Annotated in this window: 25 protein-coding genes; all 25 read right to left on the reverse strand. The window is 63.6% G+C overall.

The features are described from left to right. Positions 1-57: 57 nt before the first annotated feature. Positions 58-543, reverse strand: coding sequence for a 50S ribosomal protein L15 (gene rplO / locus D4Q52_RS14945; protein ID WP_119857370.1), 486 nt, complete (start codon positions 541-543; stop codon positions 58-60). 73 nt (positions 544-616) lie between these two features. Then, on the reverse strand, positions 617-811 hold the full coding sequence (rpmD, locus tag D4Q52_RS14950) for a 50S ribosomal protein L30 (protein ID WP_119857371.1): 195 nt from the start codon (positions 809-811) through the stop codon (positions 617-619). A 50-nt stretch (positions 812-861) separates the two neighbouring features. After that, the gene (gene rpsE, locus D4Q52_RS14955) at positions 862-1,434 is read right to left on the reverse strand and encodes a 30S ribosomal protein S5 (RefSeq protein WP_119857372.1); all 573 of its coding nucleotides are present in this window, start codon (positions 1,432-1,434) and stop codon (positions 862-864) included. A 60-nt stretch (positions 1,435-1,494) separates the two neighbouring features. Beyond that, positions 1,495-1,857 (reverse strand): 50S ribosomal protein L18, encoded by a 363-nt coding sequence (gene rplR / locus D4Q52_RS14960; protein ID WP_119857373.1) that lies wholly within the window; start codon positions 1,855-1,857, stop codon positions 1,495-1,497. A 12-nt stretch (positions 1,858-1,869) separates the two neighbouring features. Next, entirely contained in the window at positions 1,870-2,403 is a 534-nt protein-coding gene (gene rplF, locus D4Q52_RS14965) for a 50S ribosomal protein L6 (protein WP_119857374.1), read from the reverse strand. Between the two features lie 111 nt (positions 2,404-2,514). Further along, on the reverse strand, positions 2,515-2,913 hold the full coding sequence (gene rpsH / locus D4Q52_RS14970) for a 30S ribosomal protein S8 (protein ID WP_054162708.1): 399 nt from the start codon (positions 2,911-2,913) through the stop codon (positions 2,515-2,517). Between the two features lie 15 nt (positions 2,914-2,928). Further along, a complete protein-coding gene (gene rpsN / locus D4Q52_RS14975) occupies positions 2,929-3,234 on the reverse strand; it encodes a 30S ribosomal protein S14 (protein ID WP_119857375.1) in 306 nt (101 codons plus the stop codon). 57 nt (positions 3,235-3,291) lie between these two features. After that, complete coding sequence (gene rplE, locus D4Q52_RS14980; protein ID WP_054162710.1) at positions 3,292-3,849, reverse strand: 50S ribosomal protein L5; 558 nt, start codon at positions 3,847-3,849, stop codon at positions 3,292-3,294. Further along, positions 3,842-4,156, reverse strand: coding sequence for a 50S ribosomal protein L24 (rplX, locus tag D4Q52_RS14985; protein WP_011503572.1), 315 nt, complete (start codon positions 4,154-4,156; stop codon positions 3,842-3,844). Before rplX ends, rplE begins: the two co-directional genes overlap by 8 nt. After that, the gene (rplN, locus tag D4Q52_RS14990) at positions 4,156-4,524 is read right to left on the reverse strand and encodes a 50S ribosomal protein L14 (RefSeq protein WP_011441195.1); all 369 of its coding nucleotides are present in this window, start codon (positions 4,522-4,524) and stop codon (positions 4,156-4,158) included. The genes rplX and rplN overlap by 1 nt, the downstream gene beginning before the upstream one ends. Positions 4,525-4,584: 60 nt before the next feature. Beyond that, a complete protein-coding gene (rpsQ, locus tag D4Q52_RS14995) occupies positions 4,585-4,833 on the reverse strand; it encodes a 30S ribosomal protein S17 (protein ID WP_119857376.1) in 249 nt (82 codons plus the stop codon). 10 nt (positions 4,834-4,843) lie between these two features. Beyond that, positions 4,844-5,053 (reverse strand): 50S ribosomal protein L29, encoded by a 210-nt coding sequence (gene rpmC / locus D4Q52_RS15000; RefSeq protein WP_114356383.1) that lies wholly within the window; start codon positions 5,051-5,053, stop codon positions 4,844-4,846. Between the two features lie 5 nt (positions 5,054-5,058). After that, the gene (gene rplP / locus D4Q52_RS15005; protein WP_119857377.1) at positions 5,059-5,472 is read right to left on the reverse strand and encodes a 50S ribosomal protein L16; all 414 of its coding nucleotides are present in this window, start codon (positions 5,470-5,472) and stop codon (positions 5,059-5,061) included. Positions 5,473-5,504: 32 nt separating this feature from the next. After that, positions 5,505-6,203, reverse strand: coding sequence for a 30S ribosomal protein S3 (gene rpsC / locus D4Q52_RS15010; RefSeq protein ID WP_119857378.1), 699 nt, complete (start codon positions 6,201-6,203; stop codon positions 5,505-5,507). Positions 6,204-6,225: 22 nt separating this feature from the next. Next, complete coding sequence (rplV, locus tag D4Q52_RS15015; protein WP_054162716.1) at positions 6,226-6,612, reverse strand: 50S ribosomal protein L22; 387 nt, start codon at positions 6,610-6,612, stop codon at positions 6,226-6,228. Positions 6,613-6,622: 10 nt separating this feature from the next. Beyond that, positions 6,623-6,901, reverse strand: coding sequence for a 30S ribosomal protein S19 (rpsS, locus tag D4Q52_RS15020; protein ID WP_119857379.1), 279 nt, complete (start codon positions 6,899-6,901; stop codon positions 6,623-6,625). 11 nt (positions 6,902-6,912) lie between these two features. Further along, positions 6,913-7,749 (reverse strand): 50S ribosomal protein L2, encoded by an 837-nt coding sequence (gene rplB, locus D4Q52_RS15025; RefSeq protein WP_119857380.1) that lies wholly within the window; start codon positions 7,747-7,749, stop codon positions 6,913-6,915. A gap of 13 nt (positions 7,750-7,762) precedes the next feature. Next, on the reverse strand, positions 7,763-8,062 hold the full coding sequence (locus tag D4Q52_RS15030) for a 50S ribosomal protein L23 (protein ID WP_119857381.1): 300 nt from the start codon (positions 8,060-8,062) through the stop codon (positions 7,763-7,765). Further along, positions 8,059-8,679 carry a 50S ribosomal protein L4 gene (gene rplD, locus D4Q52_RS15035; RefSeq protein WP_119857382.1) on the reverse strand — a complete coding sequence of 207 codons (621 nt, stop codon included), beginning with the start codon at positions 8,677-8,679 and terminating at the stop codon, positions 8,059-8,061. Before rplD ends, D4Q52_RS15030 begins: the two co-directional genes overlap by 4 nt. A gap of 1 nt (position 8,680) precedes the next feature. Continuing rightward, the gene (gene rplC / locus D4Q52_RS15040) at positions 8,681-9,406 is read right to left on the reverse strand and encodes a 50S ribosomal protein L3 (protein ID WP_119857383.1); all 726 of its coding nucleotides are present in this window, start codon (positions 9,404-9,406) and stop codon (positions 8,681-8,683) included. A 49-nt stretch (positions 9,407-9,455) separates the two neighbouring features. Beyond that, positions 9,456-9,764, reverse strand: coding sequence for a 30S ribosomal protein S10 (gene rpsJ / locus D4Q52_RS15045; protein ID WP_002712302.1), 309 nt, complete (start codon positions 9,762-9,764; stop codon positions 9,456-9,458). An 84-nt stretch (positions 9,765-9,848) separates the two neighbouring features. After that, positions 9,849-11,039 carry an elongation factor Tu gene (tuf, locus tag D4Q52_RS15050; protein WP_119857384.1) on the reverse strand — a complete coding sequence of 397 codons (1,191 nt, stop codon included), beginning with the start codon at positions 11,037-11,039 and terminating at the stop codon, positions 9,849-9,851. 39 nt (positions 11,040-11,078) lie between these two features. Further along, positions 11,079-13,151 (reverse strand): elongation factor G, encoded by a 2,073-nt coding sequence (gene fusA, locus D4Q52_RS15055; RefSeq protein WP_119857385.1) that lies wholly within the window; start codon positions 13,149-13,151, stop codon positions 11,079-11,081. A 30-nt stretch (positions 13,152-13,181) separates the two neighbouring features. Further along, positions 13,182-13,652 carry a 30S ribosomal protein S7 gene (gene rpsG, locus D4Q52_RS15060; RefSeq protein WP_119857386.1) on the reverse strand — a complete coding sequence of 157 codons (471 nt, stop codon included), beginning with the start codon at positions 13,650-13,652 and terminating at the stop codon, positions 13,182-13,184. Positions 13,653-13,667: 15 nt separating this feature from the next. Then, positions 13,668-14,039, reverse strand: a complete 372-nt coding sequence (gene rpsL / locus D4Q52_RS15065; RefSeq protein WP_025588683.1) for a 30S ribosomal protein S12 — start codon at positions 14,037-14,039, stop codon at positions 13,668-13,670. Between the last annotated feature and the right edge of the window lie 918 nt (positions 14,040-14,957).

Consider the following 14,957-nt stretch of genomic DNA (forward strand, 5'->3'; position numbering starts at 1 on the left):
AAAAATCCACCATCCCGGCAAGGCCGGTGCCCGCTTTCGCGGGCTATGACGGCAATGTTACGCAGCCTCGCCTTCGTCTTTCTTCGGGGCGAGAATCTTCACCGAGCCGCCGGCCTTCTCGACCGCTTCGATCGCCGACTTGGTGGCGCCGTGAACTTCGATGTTCAGCTTGGCGGTGAGTTCACCGCGGCCGAGCAGACGCACGCCGTCACGCGAACGGCGCAGCACGCCGGCCTCGACCAGCGCCGCAGCATCGATCACCTTGCCGGCGTCGATCGCCTTGGCGTCGACGGCTTCCTGCAGACGATCGAGATTGATCTCGGCGTATTCGAGCCGGAAGATGTTGGTGAAGCCGCGCTTCGGCAGACGACGATGCAGCGGCATCTGGCCGCCTTCGAAGCCCTTGATGCGCACGCCCGAACGCGCGGTCTGGCCCTTGCCGCCACGACCGCCGGTCTTGCCCTTGCCGGAGCCGATGCCACGGCCGATGCGCATGCGCTTCTTGCGGGCGCCCGGATTGTCGGAGATCTCGTCGAGCTTCATCGCTAGCTTCCTTGTCCTGTGCGCATGATCTCAACCGGAAACCGAATGACCGGTCTCCGGGATCGCGCGTGTCTTACTTCTCGTCGACGACGCGAACGAGGTGTTGCACCTTGGCGATCATGCCGCGAACTTCAGGGGTGTCCTGCAGCTCGGTGACCCGGCCGATCTTGTTGAGCCTGAGGCCGACCAGCGTCGCACGCTGCGAGGAATGGCGCCGGATGGGGCTGCCGATCTGCTCGACCTTGATCATGTTTGCGGCCTTGGCCATCGTCTTCACTCCAGATCGCGTCTTGTGTCGGCGTGATCGCCGACGGCGAGTTATTCAGCAACCACTTCCGCATCGCCGCCGATGCGGCGGGACTGCAGGGTGGAGACCTTGATGTTACGGCGCGCCGCAACCGCACGGGGCGAGTCGAGGTGCTTGAGCGCGTCGAAGGTGGCGCGAACCATGTTGTAGGGGTTCGACGAACCGATCGACTTCGCGACCACGTCCTGGATGCCGAGCGTCTCGAACACGGCGCGCATCGGGCCGCCGGCGATGATGCCGGTACCAGCCGGAGCGGCACGCAGATAGACGCGGCCGGCGCCGTGACGGCCGGCGATGTCGTGATGCAGCGTGCGGCATTCGCGCAGCGCGACGCGCGTCAGGTTGCGCTTCGCCGACTCGGTCGCCTTGCGGATCGCTTCCGGCACTTCGCGGGCCTTGCCGTGGCCGAAGCCGACGCGGCCCTTCTGATCACCGATCACGACCAAAGCGGCGAAACCGAAGCGCTTACCGCCCTTCACCACCTTCGCCACACGATTGATGTGGACCAGCTTGTCGACGAACTCGCTGTCGCGCTCCTCGCGATTGCTCCGTTCGCGTCCACCGCGTTCGCGTTCACCTGCCATGGTGTTTTCCAATCCTTGCGAAGCCGTAGCCTCGATCCTGGTATCCGTTCAATTCGAAAATTAGAAGCTCAGTCCGCCTTCGCGGGCTGCATCCGCCAGCGCCTTGACGCGGCCGTGATACAGATACCCGCCGCGATCGAACACGACTTCCTTGACGCCCTGCTTCACCGCACGTTCCGCGACCAGCTTGCCGACGGCCTTGGCGGCGTCGATATCGGCGCCGGTGTTGCCGGCCTCGCGCAGCGTCTTCTCCAGCGACGAGGCCGAAGCCAGCGTCTCGCCCTTCAGGTCGTCGATGACCTGGGCGTAGATGTGCTTCGACGAGCGGAAGATCGACAGCCGCGGACGGCCGTTGGCGGTGCGCCGCAGCGCGATCCTGACCCGAGTCTTGCGCCGGGCATTCGTAACATTCAACTTCGACATGACCCGGCTCCGTTACTTCTTCTTGCCTTCCTTGCGGAAGATGAACTCGTCGGAATAGCGCACGCCCTTGCCCTTGTAGGGCTCCGGCGGACGATAATCGCGAATCTCGGCCGCGACCTGACCGACCTTCTGAGAGTCGATGCCGACGACGTTGATCTCGGTCGGCTTCGGCACCGTGATGGTGATGCCTTCCGGGATGTCGTACAGCACGTCGTGGCTGTAACCGAGCGCGAGCTGCAGCTTCTTGCCCTGCAGCGCGGCGCGATAACCGACGCCGGTGATCTCGAGCTTCTTCTCGAAGCCCTTGGTGACGCCTTCGACCAGATTCGCGATCTGGGCGCGAGCCGTGCCGTACAGCGCCTGGGCGCGGTTGGTTTCGTGGCGCGGCGCCACCTTCACCGAACCGTCCTCGAACTTGACGTCGACGTCGTCGTGCACGACGAACTGAAGCTGACCCTTCGGCCCCTTCATCTTGACGGTCTGACCCTCGACGGTCGCCGTCACGCCGGACGGGACCGTGACGGGCTTCTTGCCAACGCGTGACATGGTCGATCCTTTTTCAACCCTGCATCTTCCGGCGTGATCACGCCACGGTCGATGCTCCAATTTCCGTATCTGTCGCGCGGCGGCCGGACCCTCCGGCCGTCGCGCCTGCGATTAGAACACCGTGAACAGCACTTCGCCGCCGACATTGGCGTCGCGGGCGTCGTGATCGGCCATGATCCCCTTGGGGGTCGACAGCACCGAAATGCCGAGGCCGTTGTTGACGCGCGGCAGGTTCTTCACCGACGCATAGACGCGGCGGCCCGGACGCGACACGCGCTCGATCTCGCGGATCACCGGCTCGCCGTCGAAATACTTCAGTTCGATCTCGAGCTCGCTGCGGCCCGACGGATGCTCGACGCTGGCGTAGCCACGAATGTAGCCCTCGCTCTTCAGCACTTCGAGCACGTTGGCGCGCATCTTGGAGCCCGGGGTCGAAACCTTCGACTTCGAGCGCATCTGCGCGTTGCGGATGCGGGTGATGAGATCGCTGATCGGATCGTGCGTAGACATCTGACGACCCTCCCCTTACCAGCTCGACTTCACGAGGCCCGGAACCAGGCCCTTCGAACCCAGGTCGCGGATCGCGATACGGCTCAGCTTGTTCAGGCGATAGACCGAGCGGGAACGACCGGTGACTTCGCAGCGGTTGCGAATCCGGGTGGCCGACGAATTGCGCGGCATCTCGGCGAGCTTCAGGGTCGCCGCGAAACGCTCCTCCATCGGGAGGTCCTTGTCGGCGATGATGGCCTTGAGACGGGCGCGCTTCGGCGCCGCGTTCTTGCTCATCCTCTTCCGACGATTGTTCTTCTCGATCGAACTCTTCTTTGCCATGCCAGGCTCCTGGGTTTCCGCGTTTGAGAGGCAGATCAGCTCAAAGCTGTCAGCAACTCACTGCCGGAACGGGAAATTGAATGCGGTCAACAACGCGCGCGCTTCGTCGTTGGTGCGCGCGGTCGTGCAAACGGTGATGTCCATGCCCCACGACTCGCCGGTCTTGTCGAAGTCGATTTCGGGGAAAATGATGTGCTCCTTGATGCCGAGCGAGTAGTTGCCACGGCCGTCGAAGCTCTTCGGGTTCAGGCCGCGGAAGTCGCGGACGCGCGGCAGCGCGACCGTGATCAGGCGGTCGATGAACTCGTACATCTTGGCGCCGCGCAGCGTCACCTTGCAGCCGATCGGCTGATTCTCACGCAGCTTGAAGGTCGAGATCGCGACGCGCGAATAGGTCACGACCGCCTTCTGGCCGGCGATCAGCGACATGTCGGCCGCCGCCTGCTCGGCTTTCTTGCGATCGTTGACCGCTTCGCCGACGCCCATGTTCAGCACGACCTTGTCGAGCTTCGGAACCTGCATGGCGTTGGCGTAACCGAACTTCTCGGTCAGCGCGGTGCGGATGCTCTTGTCGTATTCCGTGCGCAGGCGCGGAACGTATGCGGTCTCAGCCATCGATCTCTGCTCCCGAGCTCTTGGCGATACGAACCTTCTTGCCGTCCGCCAGGACCTTGAAACCGACGCGGGTCGGTTTGCCGTCCTTGCCGACGATCGCGATATTGGACAGGTGGATCGGCGCCTCTTTCGAGATGATGCCGCCTTCCTGGGTCTGGGTCTGCTTCTGGTGGCGCTTGATCATGTTGATGCCACGCACCAGCGCCACATCGGCGTCCGGACGGACTTCGAACACTTCGCCGGTGCGACCCTTGTCGCGCCCGCTCAGTACGATGACCTTGTCACCCTTGCGGATCTTGGCGGCCATTACAGCACCTCCGGCGCCAGCGAGATGATCTTCATGTGGTTCTTCGCACGCAGCTCGCGCGGCACCGGCCCGAAAATACGGGTGCCGACCGGCTCGGACTGATTGTTGATCAGCACGGCGGCGTTGCGGTCGAAGCGGATGACGGAGCCGTCGGGGCGGCGGATGTCCTTGCGGACCCGGACCACCACGGCCTTCATGACGTCGCCCTTCTTCACCTTGCCGCGCGGAATCGCTTCCTTGATCGACACAACGATAACGTCGCCCACGGTGGCATAGCGGCGCTTGGAGCCCCCCAGCACCTTGATGCACATGACACGGCGTGCGCCGGAATTATCGGCCACGTCGAGGTTGGTCTGCATCTGGATCATTGATGCACCTCGTCCTCTCTCTAATGCGCGATTGCGCTCTCAACTGATGCGCGAATGCGCTTAGGCGGTCTTCTTCGATTCGCCCCGGACCACGGTCCAGCGCTTGAGCTTGGAGATCGGCTTGCTCTCCTCGATCCACACGATGTCGCCCGGATGGAACTGATTGTTCTCGTCGTGGGCGTGGTAGTTCTTCGAGCGGCGGATCGTCTTCTTGTAGATCGGGTGGGTGAAGCGACGCTCCACCAGCACCACAACGGTCTTGGCTTGCTTGTCGCTGACGACCACGCCCTGCAGGGTCCTCTTCGGCATGTTCGCGTCCTTACTTCGTCTTGCCGGCGCGCTTCTGCGCGGCGATGGTCTTGATCCGGGCGATGTCGCGACGGGCCTCGCGCAGCCGCGAGGTGTTCTCGAGCTGGCCGGTGGCGCGCTGGAAGCGCAGGTTGAAGCGCTCCTTCTTCAGATTGAGGATGGCGTCATCCATCTGGTCTTCGCTCATCGCGCGGATGTCGGCGGTCTTCATCTCGGCCATGTGCATTACTCCGCGATACGCGCGACGAAGCGCGTCTTGATCGGCAGCTTGGCGGCGGCGAGCGTCAGCGCTTCCTTGGCGAGCTGCTGGTTGACGCCGTCGATCTCGAACATCACCCGGCCCGGCTTGACCCGCGCCACCCACAATTCCGGCGCGCCCTTGCCGGAGCCCATGCGGACTTCGGCCGGCTTCTTCGACACCGGAACGTCCGGGAAGATGCGGATCCAGACGCGGCCGGCACGCTTCATGTGACGGGTGAGCGCACGACGGGCGGCTTCGATCTGACGCGCGGTGACGCGCTCAGGCTCCATCGCCTTTAGGCCGAACTGGCCGAACGCCAGGGTCGCGCCCGACGACGCAACGCCGTGGATGCGGCCCTTGTGCGCCTTGCGGAACTTGGTCTTCTTTGGTTGCATCATGGCTTACGCCCTCAAACCTTTTCCAGCTGCCGTCAGGCCGCGTCGCGGCGCGGCCGCGAGTTGTCGCCTTCAGCCATCCGCTTGTCCTGCGCCATCGGATCGTGCTCGAGGATCTCGCCCTTGAAGATCCAGACCTTCACGCCGCAGGTGCCGAACGTGGTGAACGCCGTCGCGACGCCGTAGTCGATGTCGGCGCGCAGCGTGTGCAGCGGCACGCGACCTTCGCGATACCACTCCATACGGGCGATTTCAGCACCGCCGAGACGGCCCGAGCAATTGATGCGAATGCCTTCGGCACCGAGACGCATCGCCGACTGCACTGCCCGCTTCATCGCGCGGCGGAACGCGACGCGGCGCTCCAGCTGCTGCGCGATCGACTCGGCGACCAGCGTGGCGTCGAGCTCCGGCTTGCGAATTTCGACGATGTTGATCACGACGTCCGACGAGGTGATGTCGGCGACCTTCTTGCGCAGCTTGTCGATGTCGGCGCCCTTCTTGCCGATCACCACACCCGGACGCGCCGAGTGGATCGTCACGCGGCACTTCTTGTGCGGACGCTCGATCACGATGCGCGCGACCGCCGCCTGCTTCAATTCCTTGTGCAGGATCTCGCGGATCTTGACGTCCTCGTGCAGCAGCTTGCCGTACTCGTTCTTGCCGGCGAACCAACGGGAATCCCACGTCCGGTTGATGCCCAGGCGCAGCCCGATCGGATTGATCTTTTGACCCATCGAAAGTCTCCCGCGCCTTCGCTTAAGCGCTTGCTTCTGCTTCGACCTGACGAACGACGATCGTCAGCTGCGCGAAGGGTTTGAAAATACGGCCCGAGCGACCACGGCCGCGCGGCGAGAAACGCTTCATCACGATGCCCTTGCCGACATGGGCTTCCGACACGACCAGCGCGTCGACGTCCAGATCGTGGTTGTTCTCGGCGTTGGCGATAGCCGATTCCAGGCACTTCTTCACGTCGACCGCGATCCGCTTGCGCGAAAAAGCGAGGTCGGCGAGCGCCGCCGAGGCGCTGCGGCCGCGGATCAGCTGAGCCACCAGGTTGAGCTTCTGCGGAGAAACGCGAAGCATCCGGGCGACGGCCTTCGCCTCGTTATCCGGGAGGCTCCGTTCGCGCTTGGGTTTGCTCATGGCTTCGTCCTCAACCCTTCTTCGACTTCTTGTCGCCGGAGTGGCCGTGGAACGTGCGGGTCGGCGAGAACTCGCCGAACTTGTGACCCACCATTTCCTCGTTCACCGACACCGGGACGTGCTTCTGGCCGTTGTAGACGCCGAAAGTCAGCCCGACGAACTGCGGCAGGATGGTGGAGCGGCGGCTCCAGATCTTGATGACGTCGTGACGGCCCGACGCGCGCGCCGCATCCGCCTTCTTCAGCAGCGAGCCCTCGACGAACGGGCCCTTCCAGACTGAGCGAACCATGTCCGGCTTCCTTACTTCTTCTTCCGCTTGTGGCGGCTGATGAGAATGAACTTGTCGGTCGACTTGTTCGAGCGGGTCTTCTTGCCCTTGGTCGGCTTGCCCCACGGGGTCACCGGGTGACGGCCGCCCGAGGTGCGTCCTTCACCACCGCCGTGCGGATGGTCGATCGGGTTCATCACGACGCCGCGGTTGTGCGGGCGGCGGCCGAGCCAGCGCTTGCGGCCGGCCTTGCCGATCGAGATGTTCATGTGGTCCGGGTTCGACACCGCACCGATGGTGGCGGTGCAGCGGCCGTGGACCAGGCGCTGTTCGCCCGAGTTGAGGCGGACGATGACGTAGTCGTGGTCACGACCGACGAGCTGGGCGTAGGTGCCGGCCGAGCGGGCGATCTGGCCGCCCTTCCCGATCTTCAGCTCGATGTTGTGCACGATGGTGCCGACCGGCATGTTGCCGAGCGGCATGACGTTGCCCGGCTTCACGTCGACATACGAACCGGCGATCACGCTGTCGCCGACCGCGAGGCGCTGCGGAGCCAGGATGTAGGCCTGCTCGCCGTCCTCGTACTTGATCAGCGCGATGAACGCGGTGCGGTTCGGATCGTATTCAAGGCGCTCGACCTTGGCCGGAACGTCGACCTTGGTGCGCTTGAAATCGACCATGCGATAGGTCTGCTTGTGACCGCCGCCGCGGAAGCGCACAGTGATCCGGCCGGTGTTGTTACGACCGCCCGCCTGGTTCTTGCCTTCGGTCAGCGACTTGACCGGCTTGCCCTTGTACAGGGCCGAACGATCGACCATCACCAGCTGGCGCTGGCCCGGCGTCGTGGGATTGAACTTCTTCAGTGCCATGGTCGGTCCCGCCTTACAGTCCGGTGGTCACGTCGATGCGATGACCCTCTTCCAGGGTCACGACCGCACGCTTGGTGTCCGACTGCGTGCCGAAGGTGCCGCGGAAGGACTTCGACTTGCCCTTGCGCACCAGCGTGTTCACGCTCTTCACCTTGACGTCGAACAGCTTCTCGACGGCTTCCTTGATCTGCGGCTTGGTGGCGCCGCCCAGAACCTTGAACACGACCTTGTTGAACTCGGAGGCCGTGGTCGCCTTTTCGGTCACCACCGGAGCGACGATGACGTCGTAGTGGCGCGGATCGATGTTTTTCATTTGAAGCGCGCCTCCAACGCATCCAGCGCAGCCTTGGTCAGCACCAGCTTCTGGCGGCGCACAATGTCATAGACGTTGATGCCCTGGATCGGCAGCACGTCGATGTTCGGAATGTTGCGGGCCGCCGTGGCGAAACCGGTGTTCACCTCGGCGCCGTCGATGATCAGCGCGCTGGTCAGGCCGAGGCCGGTGAACGCACCGACCAGAGCCTTGGTCTTGGCGGCTTCCAGCTCGGCCTTGTCGAGCACAATCAGACCGCCGCCCTTGGCCTTGGCCGACAGAGCGTGCTTCAGCGCCAGGGCGCGAACCTTCTTCGGCAGGTCGATGGCGTGCGAGCGCACCACCGGGCCGAACGCACGGCCACCGCCGCGGAACTGCGGCACGCGCTGCGAACCGTGGCGAGCACCGCCGGTGCCCTTCTGCTTGTACATCTTCTTGCCGGTGCGCCAGATCTCGGCGCGGCCCTTGGCCTTGTGAGTGCCGGCCTGACGCTTGGCGAGCTGCCAAATCACGCAGCGCTGCACGATGTCCTGGCGCGGCTCGAGACCGAAGATGGTGTCGGACAGCTGGACCGAGCCGGCTTCCTTACCCTCGAGAGTGGTGACCTTCAATTCCATCTCACACACCCTCCTGCTCGGCAGCCGGAGCCGCAGCTTCGTCGCCGCCATTCGCCAGCCGGAACTTGCCCGGCTTCGGCGCATCGGCCGGCAGCGCCTTCTTCACGGCGTCGCGCACCGAGATCCAGCCACCCTTGGTGCCGGGAACGGCACCCTCGACCAGGATCAGGCCGCGCTCGACGTCGGTCTGCACCACACGCAGGTTCAGCGTGGTGATGCGATCGACGCCCATGTGGCCAGGCATCTTCTTGTTCTTGAAGGTCTTGCCGGGATCCTGACGGCCGCCGGTCGAACCGATCGAACGGTGCGAGACCGACACGCCGTGAGTGGCGCGCAGACCGCCGAAATTCCAGCGCTTCATGCCGCCGGCGAAGCCCTTGCCGGTCGAAGTGCCGGTGACGTCGACGAACTGGCCGACGACGAAATGGTCGGCCTGAATCTCGGCGCCGACCGGGATCAGCGCGTCCTCGGACACGCGGAATTCGGCGACCTTGCGCTTCGGTTCGACCTTGGCGACGGCGAACTGACCGCGCTCGGCCTTCGGCATGTACACGGTCTTGCGCGAGCCGGAGCCGAGCTGCAGCGCCACGTATCCGTTCTTCTCAGTGGTGCGGTGGGCCAGCACCTGGCAGTTGCCCAGCTTCAGCACGGTCACGGGGATATGTTCGCCGGCCTCTGTAAAGACCCGCGTCATCCCGACCTTCTGTGCGATCACTCCGGAGCGCATCGGCGTGCTTCCTGTTCTTTCTGTCCGCTAGTAACCGGACTGTCCAATCTCAGAGCTTGATTTCGACGTCGACGCCGGCGGCGAGGTCGAGCTTCATCAGCGCGTCCACGGTCTGCGGGGTCGGGTCGACGATGTCGAGCAGGCGCTTGTGGGTGCGCATCTCGAACTGCTCGCGGCTCTTCTTATCGACGTGCGGCGAACGGTTGACGGTGAACTTCTCGATCCGGGTCGGCAGCGGGATCGGCCCGCGCACCTGCGCACCGGTTCGCTTCGCGGTGTTGACGATCTCACGCGTCGACGTATCGAGAATCCGATGGTCGAACGCCTTGAGGCGAATGCGAATATTTTGGCCGTTCATTGCCGTATCTTTCTTCAATTAGCCAATGGTGAGTAGTGAGTGGCGAACGAGGCTTCGTCCGCCACTCTCTATTCGCTATTCGCCTTACTCGATGATCGCAGCGACGACGCCGGCGCCGACTGTGCGGCCGCCTTCGCGGATGGCGAACCGCAGCTTCTCTTCCATCGCGATCGGCACGATCAGGTGAACTTCCATGGCGATGTTGTCGCCCGGCATCACCATCTCGGTGCCTTCCGGCAGATGCACGACGCCGGTGACGTCGGTGGTGCGGAAGTAGAATTGCGGACGATAGTTGGTGAAGAACGGCGTGTGACGGCCACCCTCTTCCTTGGTCAGGATATAGGCCTCGGCCTTGAACTTGGTGTGCGGCTTCACCGAACCCGGCTTGCACAGCACCTGGCCGCGCTCGACGTCTTCACGCTTGGTGCCGCGCAGCAGCGCGCCGATGTTGTCGCCGGCCTGGCCCTGATCGAGCAGCTTGCGGAACATTTCAACGCCGGTGCAGGTGGTCTTCTGCGTCGGGCGGATGCCGACGATTTCGATTTCCTCACCGACCTTGATGATGCCGCGCTCGACACGGCCGGTCACCACGGTGCCGCGGCCCGAGATCGAGAACACGTCTTCGACCGGCATCAGGAACGGCTGGTCGATCGGACGCTCCGGCTGCGGGATGTAGGCGTCGACCGCCTTCATCAGCTCGAGGATCGCGTCGTGGCCGAGCTTCGGATCCGAGTTCTCCAGCGCGGCGAGCGCCGAGCCCTTGATGATCGGAATGTCGTCGCCCGGGAAGTCGTACTTCGACAGAAGCTCGCGCACTTCCATCTCGACCAGTTCGAGCAGTTCCGGATCGTCGACCATGTCGCACTTGTTCAGGAACACGACCAGCGCCGGCACGCCGACCTGACGGGCCAGCAGGATGTGCTCACGGGTCTGCGGCATCGGGCCGTCGGCAGCCGACACGACGAGAATGCCGCCGTCCATCTGCGCCGCACCGGTGATCATGTTCTTGACGTAGTCGGCGTGGCCGGGGCAGTCGACATGCGCGTAGTGGCGGTTCTGCGTCTCGTACTCGACGTGGGCGGTCGAAATCGTGATGCCGCGCGCCTTCTCTTCCGGCGCCTTGTCGATCTGGTCATAGGCCGTGAACGTCGCACCGCCCGTCTCCGCCAGAACCTTGGTGATCGCCGCCGTCAGCGACGTCTTGCCATGGTCGACGTGACCGATCGTCCCGATGTTGCAATGCGGCTTGGTACGTTCAAACTTTGCTTTGGCCATCGCTCTTCTCCGTTCAGTCGCGGCTTACGCCGGCGACAATCAGGCAAACTTCTTCTGGACTTCCGCCGACACGTTGGCCGGCGCTTCCGCGTAGTGATCGAACTGCATCGTGAAGGTCGCGCGACCCTGGCTCATCGAGCGCAGGTTGTTCACGTAACCGAACATGTTCATGAGCGGCACCATCGCGTTGATGACGTTGGCGTTGCCGCGCATGTCCTGGCCCTGGATCTGGCCACGCCGCGAGTTGAGGTCGCCGATCACCGAACCGGTGTAGTCTTCCGGCGTCACGACCTCGACCTTCATGATCGGCTCGAGCAGGACCGACTTGCCCTTCTGCAGCGCCTCGCGGAACGCGGCGCGCGAAGCGATTTCGAAGGCCAGCGCCGACGAGTCGACGTCGTGGTACTTGCCGTCGACCAGCGACACCTTGACGTCGACCACGGGGAAGCCCGCGACCACGCCCGAGGACAGCACGCTCTCGATGCCCTTTTCGACGCCGGGGATGTATTCCTTCGGCACCGCGCCGCCGACGATCTTCGACTCGAACACGTAGCCGCCACCCGGCTCGTTCGGTTCGACCACGAAGCTCACCGCAGCGAACTGACCGGTACCACCGGTCTGCTTCTTGTGGGTGTAGTCGACTTCGGCCTTCTTGGTGATGCGCTCACGGAACGCCACCTGCGGCGCACCGATGTTGGCGTCGACCTTGTAGGTCCGCTTCAGGATGTCGACCTTGATGTCGAGATGCAGTTCGCCCATCCCCTTGAGGATGGTCTGACCCGACTCCAGATCGGTCGACACGCGGAACGACGGATCTTCCGCCGCCAGCTTCGCCAGCGCGACGCCGAGCTTTTCCTGGTCGGCCTTCGACTTCGGCTCGATCGCGATTTCGATCACCGGCTCCGGGAATTCCATCTTTTCGAGGATCACCGGGTTGGCGGGATCGCACAGCGTGTCGCCGGTGCGGGCTTCCTTGAGGCCGGCCAGCGCGACGATGTCGCCGGCGTAGGCTTCCTTGATGTCTTCGCGGTTGTTGGCGTGCATCAGCAGCATGCGGCCGATGCGCTCCTTCTTCTCGCGGGTCGAGTTCACCACGCCGGTGCCGCTCTGCAGAACGCCCGAGTAGATCCGGCAGAAGGTGATGGTGCCGACGAACGGGTCGTCCATGATCTTGAACGCGAGCAGCGCGAGCGGCTCCTTGTCGTCCGCCTTGCGCACGACTTCGTTGCCGGCCTCGTCCTGGCCCTTGATGGCCGGCACGTCGAGCGGCGACGGCAGGTAGTCGACCACGGCGTCGAGCAGCGGCTGCACGCCCTTGTTCTTGAACGCCGAGCCGCACAGCACCGGATAGAACGCACCGGTCAGCACCGCCTTGCGGATCAGGCGCTTCAGGGTCGCCTCGTCCGGCATGGTGCCTTCGAGGTAAGCGCCCATCGCGTCGTCGTCGAGCTCGACGGCGGCCTCGATCATCTTCTCGCGATATTCGTTGGCCTGGTCGACCAGGTCAGCCGGAATGTCGGCGTCTTCGAACTTCGCGCCGAGCGATTCGTCGTTCCAGACCACGGCCTTCATGCGCACCAGGTCGATGATGCCCTTGAAGTTGTTCTCAGCGCCGATCGGCAGCTGGATCGCAACCGGCTTGGCGCCGAGGCGGTCGACGATGTCCTGCAGGCACTTGAAGAAGTCGGCGCCGGTCTTGTCCATCTTGTTGGCGAAGACGATGCGCGGAACCTTGTACTTGTCACCCTGGCGCCAGACCGTCTCGGTCTGCGGCTCGACGCCCTGGTTGCTATCGAGCACGCACACGGCACCGTCGAGCACGCGCAGCGAACGCTCGACTTCGATGGTGAAGTCGACGTGGCCGGGAGTGTCGATGATGTTGAGGCGCTTGCCGTTCCAGAACGCAGTGGTGGCGGCGGAGGTGATGGTGATGCCCCGCTCCTGCTCCTGCGTCATCCAATCCATCGTCGCGGCACCTTCGTGCACTTCGCCGATCTTATGGCTCTTGCCGGTGTAGAACAGGATGCGCTCGGTCGTCGTGGTCTTGCCGGCATCAATGTGGGCCATGATGCCGAAATTGCGGTAGTCCTCGATGGCGTGAACGCGGGGCATGACGTCTTCCTTGATTCCGTTGCTTCGCCGTTACCAGCGATAGTGCGAGAACGCGCGGTTGGCTTCCGCCATCTTGTGCACGTCTTCACGCTTCTTCACGGCATTGCCGCGGTTGTTCGAGGCGTCGAGCAGCTCGGCCGACAGACGCTCGGTCATGGTCTTTTCGTTGCGGCCGCGAGCGGCAGCGATCAGCCAGCGAATACCCAGCGCCTGACGGCGGGTGTTACGCACTTCGACCGGCACCTGATAGGTCGCGCCACCGACGCGGCGGGAGCGAACTTCGATCGACGGCATGACGTTGTCGAGCGCCTGCTCGAACACGCCGAGCGGCGGCTGCTTGGTCTTGGCTTCGATCAGATCGAAGGCACCGTAGACGATACCTTCGGCAACCGACTTCTTGCCGGCGTACATCACCGAGTTCATGAACTTGGTGACGATGATGTTCCCGAACTTCGGATCCGGAAGAACTTCGCGCTTTTCGGCAGCGTGACGACGGGACATGAATTCTCTCCCCGCTTACTTGGGACGCTTCGCGCCGTACTTCGAACGGCGCTGCTTACGGTTCTTGACGCCCTGGGTATCGAGGACGCCGCGGAGGATGTGGTAGCGCACGCCCGGCAAGTCCTTGACGCGGCCGCCGCGGATCATGACCACCGAGTGCTCCTGAAGGTTGTGGCCCTCACCCGGGATGTAGCCGATCACCTCGAAGCCGTTGGTCAGCCGAACCTTGGCGACCTTACGAAGCGCCGAGTTCGGCTTCTTCGGCGTCGTGGTGTAGACGCGGGTGCACACGCCGCGCTTCTGCGGCGACTGCTGGAGCGCCGGGACCTTCTTGCGCGACTTCTGCACCGCGCGCGGATTTGCGATCAGCTGGTTGATCGTCGGCATCTTCGCCTTCACCCTTAGCTTCGCGCGAAACTTCGAGAGTTTCGCAAATTCGTTCGGGGCACCCGCCCCAGCGGCCGCCTCACCCGGCCGGACACGTCCGACCACGCAAAGCGAAATTGCGCCAGCCACCCATCGCTGAGCGGAAAGCGCATCCATGCAACAGAGGACCGCAGCAAAAACCGGACAGCATCTGCTGACCGGCTAGTACCGAGGTCATGCTTCCAAAACCGTCCTCAGGAGATGATTGCTCGAGAGAACGCTGAACGTCCTGGCATTGCCTGGCTTATAGAGACAGCGTCTGAGCGTCTTGGGTCGAGGTTGGTGCCCGAATTCCGCGAGGAAGTTTGGGTGGTCCGTTCCGACGTTGGCGAAGCTCACCGCCTGTCTTGAAGTGGCCGGGTTTTATCGGTGCGGCACCTGCAAGTCAAGGCCAAACCCTGCGTCAGATGACGATATGACGTCATGCGCTGCACCCTGCCCGCTTGGCGGCAGACCCACGTGGACAGGGACTTCTTGCATCTCCCAGTGTGCGATGCAAACGCGCCTGCGAGTAGACCAGTTGCGACTGTTCCGGCCAATTCCGCGTGCCGCGCCGGGGAATCGGCAAAATCGCTGCCATCCTGACTGGGGCGGCAGCGTAAGAAGAGAATCGTGGCACGAGTTGGTGAACGATTCGTAACGGCAGCCCTCCACGATTCGCGGCTCTGCAATTAGAGGTAGTAGGTTGATTTGACTGCTCGCTCGTGGAGTACGTTTGCGCCCTCGGCAGATGCCCGATTGCGCGGTGCCTGATCGGCATGCTTACTGTTCCCGCAAGGCTCACGGCTCATTTCGGGGACCAGCCGATCAATGCAGCGGACCTCGACCACAAGGGCACGACGACCGCGCCGTGTCCACGCAGGCTGCCTGGTTTTGGCG

It is taken from the genome of Rhodopseudomonas palustris (genome assembly GCF_003591005.1).
GTDB lineage: Bacteria > Pseudomonadota > Alphaproteobacteria > Rhizobiales > Xanthobacteraceae > Rhodopseudomonas > Rhodopseudomonas palustris_K.

What these genes read in the sequence shown, in the direction of transcription:
- rplO (WP_119857370.1), bottom strand. Translation starts at nt 543, where the DNA reads ATGAAGCTCGACGAGATCTCCGACAATCCGGGCGCCCGCAAGAAGCGC.
- rpmD (WP_119857371.1), bottom strand. Translation starts at nt 811, where the DNA reads ATGGCCAAGGCCGCAAACATGATCAAGGTCGAGCAGATCGGCAGCCCC.
- rpsE (WP_119857372.1), bottom strand. Translation starts at nt 1,434, where the DNA reads ATGGCAGGTGAACGCGAACGCGGTGGACGCGAACGGAGCAATCGCGAG.
- rplR (WP_119857373.1), bottom strand. Translation starts at nt 1,857, where the DNA reads ATGTCGAAGTTGAATGTTACGAATGCCCGGCGCAAGACTCGGGTCAGG.
- rplF (WP_119857374.1), bottom strand. Translation starts at nt 2,403, where the DNA reads ATGTCACGCGTTGGCAAGAAGCCCGTCACGGTCCCGTCCGGCGTGACG.
- rpsH (WP_054162708.1), bottom strand. Translation starts at nt 2,913, where the DNA reads ATGTCTACGCACGATCCGATCAGCGATCTCATCACCCGCATCCGCAAC.
- rpsN (WP_119857375.1), bottom strand. Translation starts at nt 3,234, where the DNA reads ATGGCAAAGAAGAGTTCGATCGAGAAGAACAATCGTCGGAAGAGGATG.
- rplE (WP_054162710.1), bottom strand. Translation starts at nt 3,849, where the DNA reads ATGGCTGAGACCGCATACGTTCCGCGCCTGCGCACGGAATACGACAAG.
- rplX (WP_011503572.1), bottom strand. Translation starts at nt 4,156, where the DNA reads ATGGCCGCCAAGATCCGCAAGGGTGACAAGGTCATCGTACTGAGCGGG.
- rplN (WP_011441195.1), bottom strand. Translation starts at nt 4,524, where the DNA reads ATGATCCAGATGCAGACCAACCTCGACGTGGCCGATAATTCCGGCGCA.
- rpsQ (WP_119857376.1), bottom strand. Translation starts at nt 4,833, where the DNA reads ATGCCGAAGAGGACCCTGCAGGGCGTGGTCGTCAGCGACAAGCAAGCC.
- rpmC (WP_114356383.1), bottom strand. Translation starts at nt 5,053, where the DNA reads ATGGCCGAGATGAAGACCGCCGACATCCGCGCGATGAGCGAAGACCAG.
- rplP (WP_119857377.1), bottom strand. Translation starts at nt 5,472, where the DNA reads ATGATGCAACCAAAGAAGACCAAGTTCCGCAAGGCGCACAAGGGCCGC.
- rpsC (WP_119857378.1), bottom strand. Translation starts at nt 6,203, where the DNA reads ATGGGTCAAAAGATCAATCCGATCGGGCTGCGCCTGGGCATCAACCGG.
- rplV (WP_054162716.1), bottom strand. Translation starts at nt 6,612, where the DNA reads ATGAGCAAACCCAAGCGCGAACGGAGCCTCCCGGATAACGAGGCGAAG.
- rpsS (WP_119857379.1), bottom strand. Translation starts at nt 6,901, where the DNA reads ATGGTTCGCTCAGTCTGGAAGGGCCCGTTCGTCGAGGGCTCGCTGCTG.
- rplB (WP_119857380.1), bottom strand. Translation starts at nt 7,749, where the DNA reads ATGGCACTGAAGAAGTTCAATCCCACGACGCCGGGCCAGCGCCAGCTG.
- D4Q52_RS15030 (WP_119857381.1), bottom strand. Translation starts at nt 8,062, where the DNA reads ATGAAAAACATCGATCCGCGCCACTACGACGTCATCGTCGCTCCGGTG.
- rplD (WP_119857382.1), bottom strand. Translation starts at nt 8,679, where the DNA reads ATGGAATTGAAGGTCACCACTCTCGAGGGTAAGGAAGCCGGCTCGGTC.
- rplC (WP_119857383.1), bottom strand. Translation starts at nt 9,406, where the DNA reads ATGCGCTCCGGAGTGATCGCACAGAAGGTCGGGATGACGCGGGTCTTT.
- rpsJ (WP_002712302.1), bottom strand. Translation starts at nt 9,764, where the DNA reads ATGAACGGCCAAAATATTCGCATTCGCCTCAAGGCGTTCGACCATCGG.
- tuf (WP_119857384.1), bottom strand. Translation starts at nt 11,039, where the DNA reads ATGGCCAAAGCAAAGTTTGAACGTACCAAGCCGCATTGCAACATCGGG.
- fusA (WP_119857385.1), bottom strand. Translation starts at nt 13,151, where the DNA reads ATGCCCCGCGTTCACGCCATCGAGGACTACCGCAATTTCGGCATCATG.
- rpsG (WP_119857386.1), bottom strand. Translation starts at nt 13,652, where the DNA reads ATGTCCCGTCGTCACGCTGCCGAAAAGCGCGAAGTTCTTCCGGATCCG.
- rpsL (WP_025588683.1), bottom strand. Translation starts at nt 14,039, where the DNA reads ATGCCGACGATCAACCAGCTGATCGCAAATCCGCGCGCGGTGCAGAAG.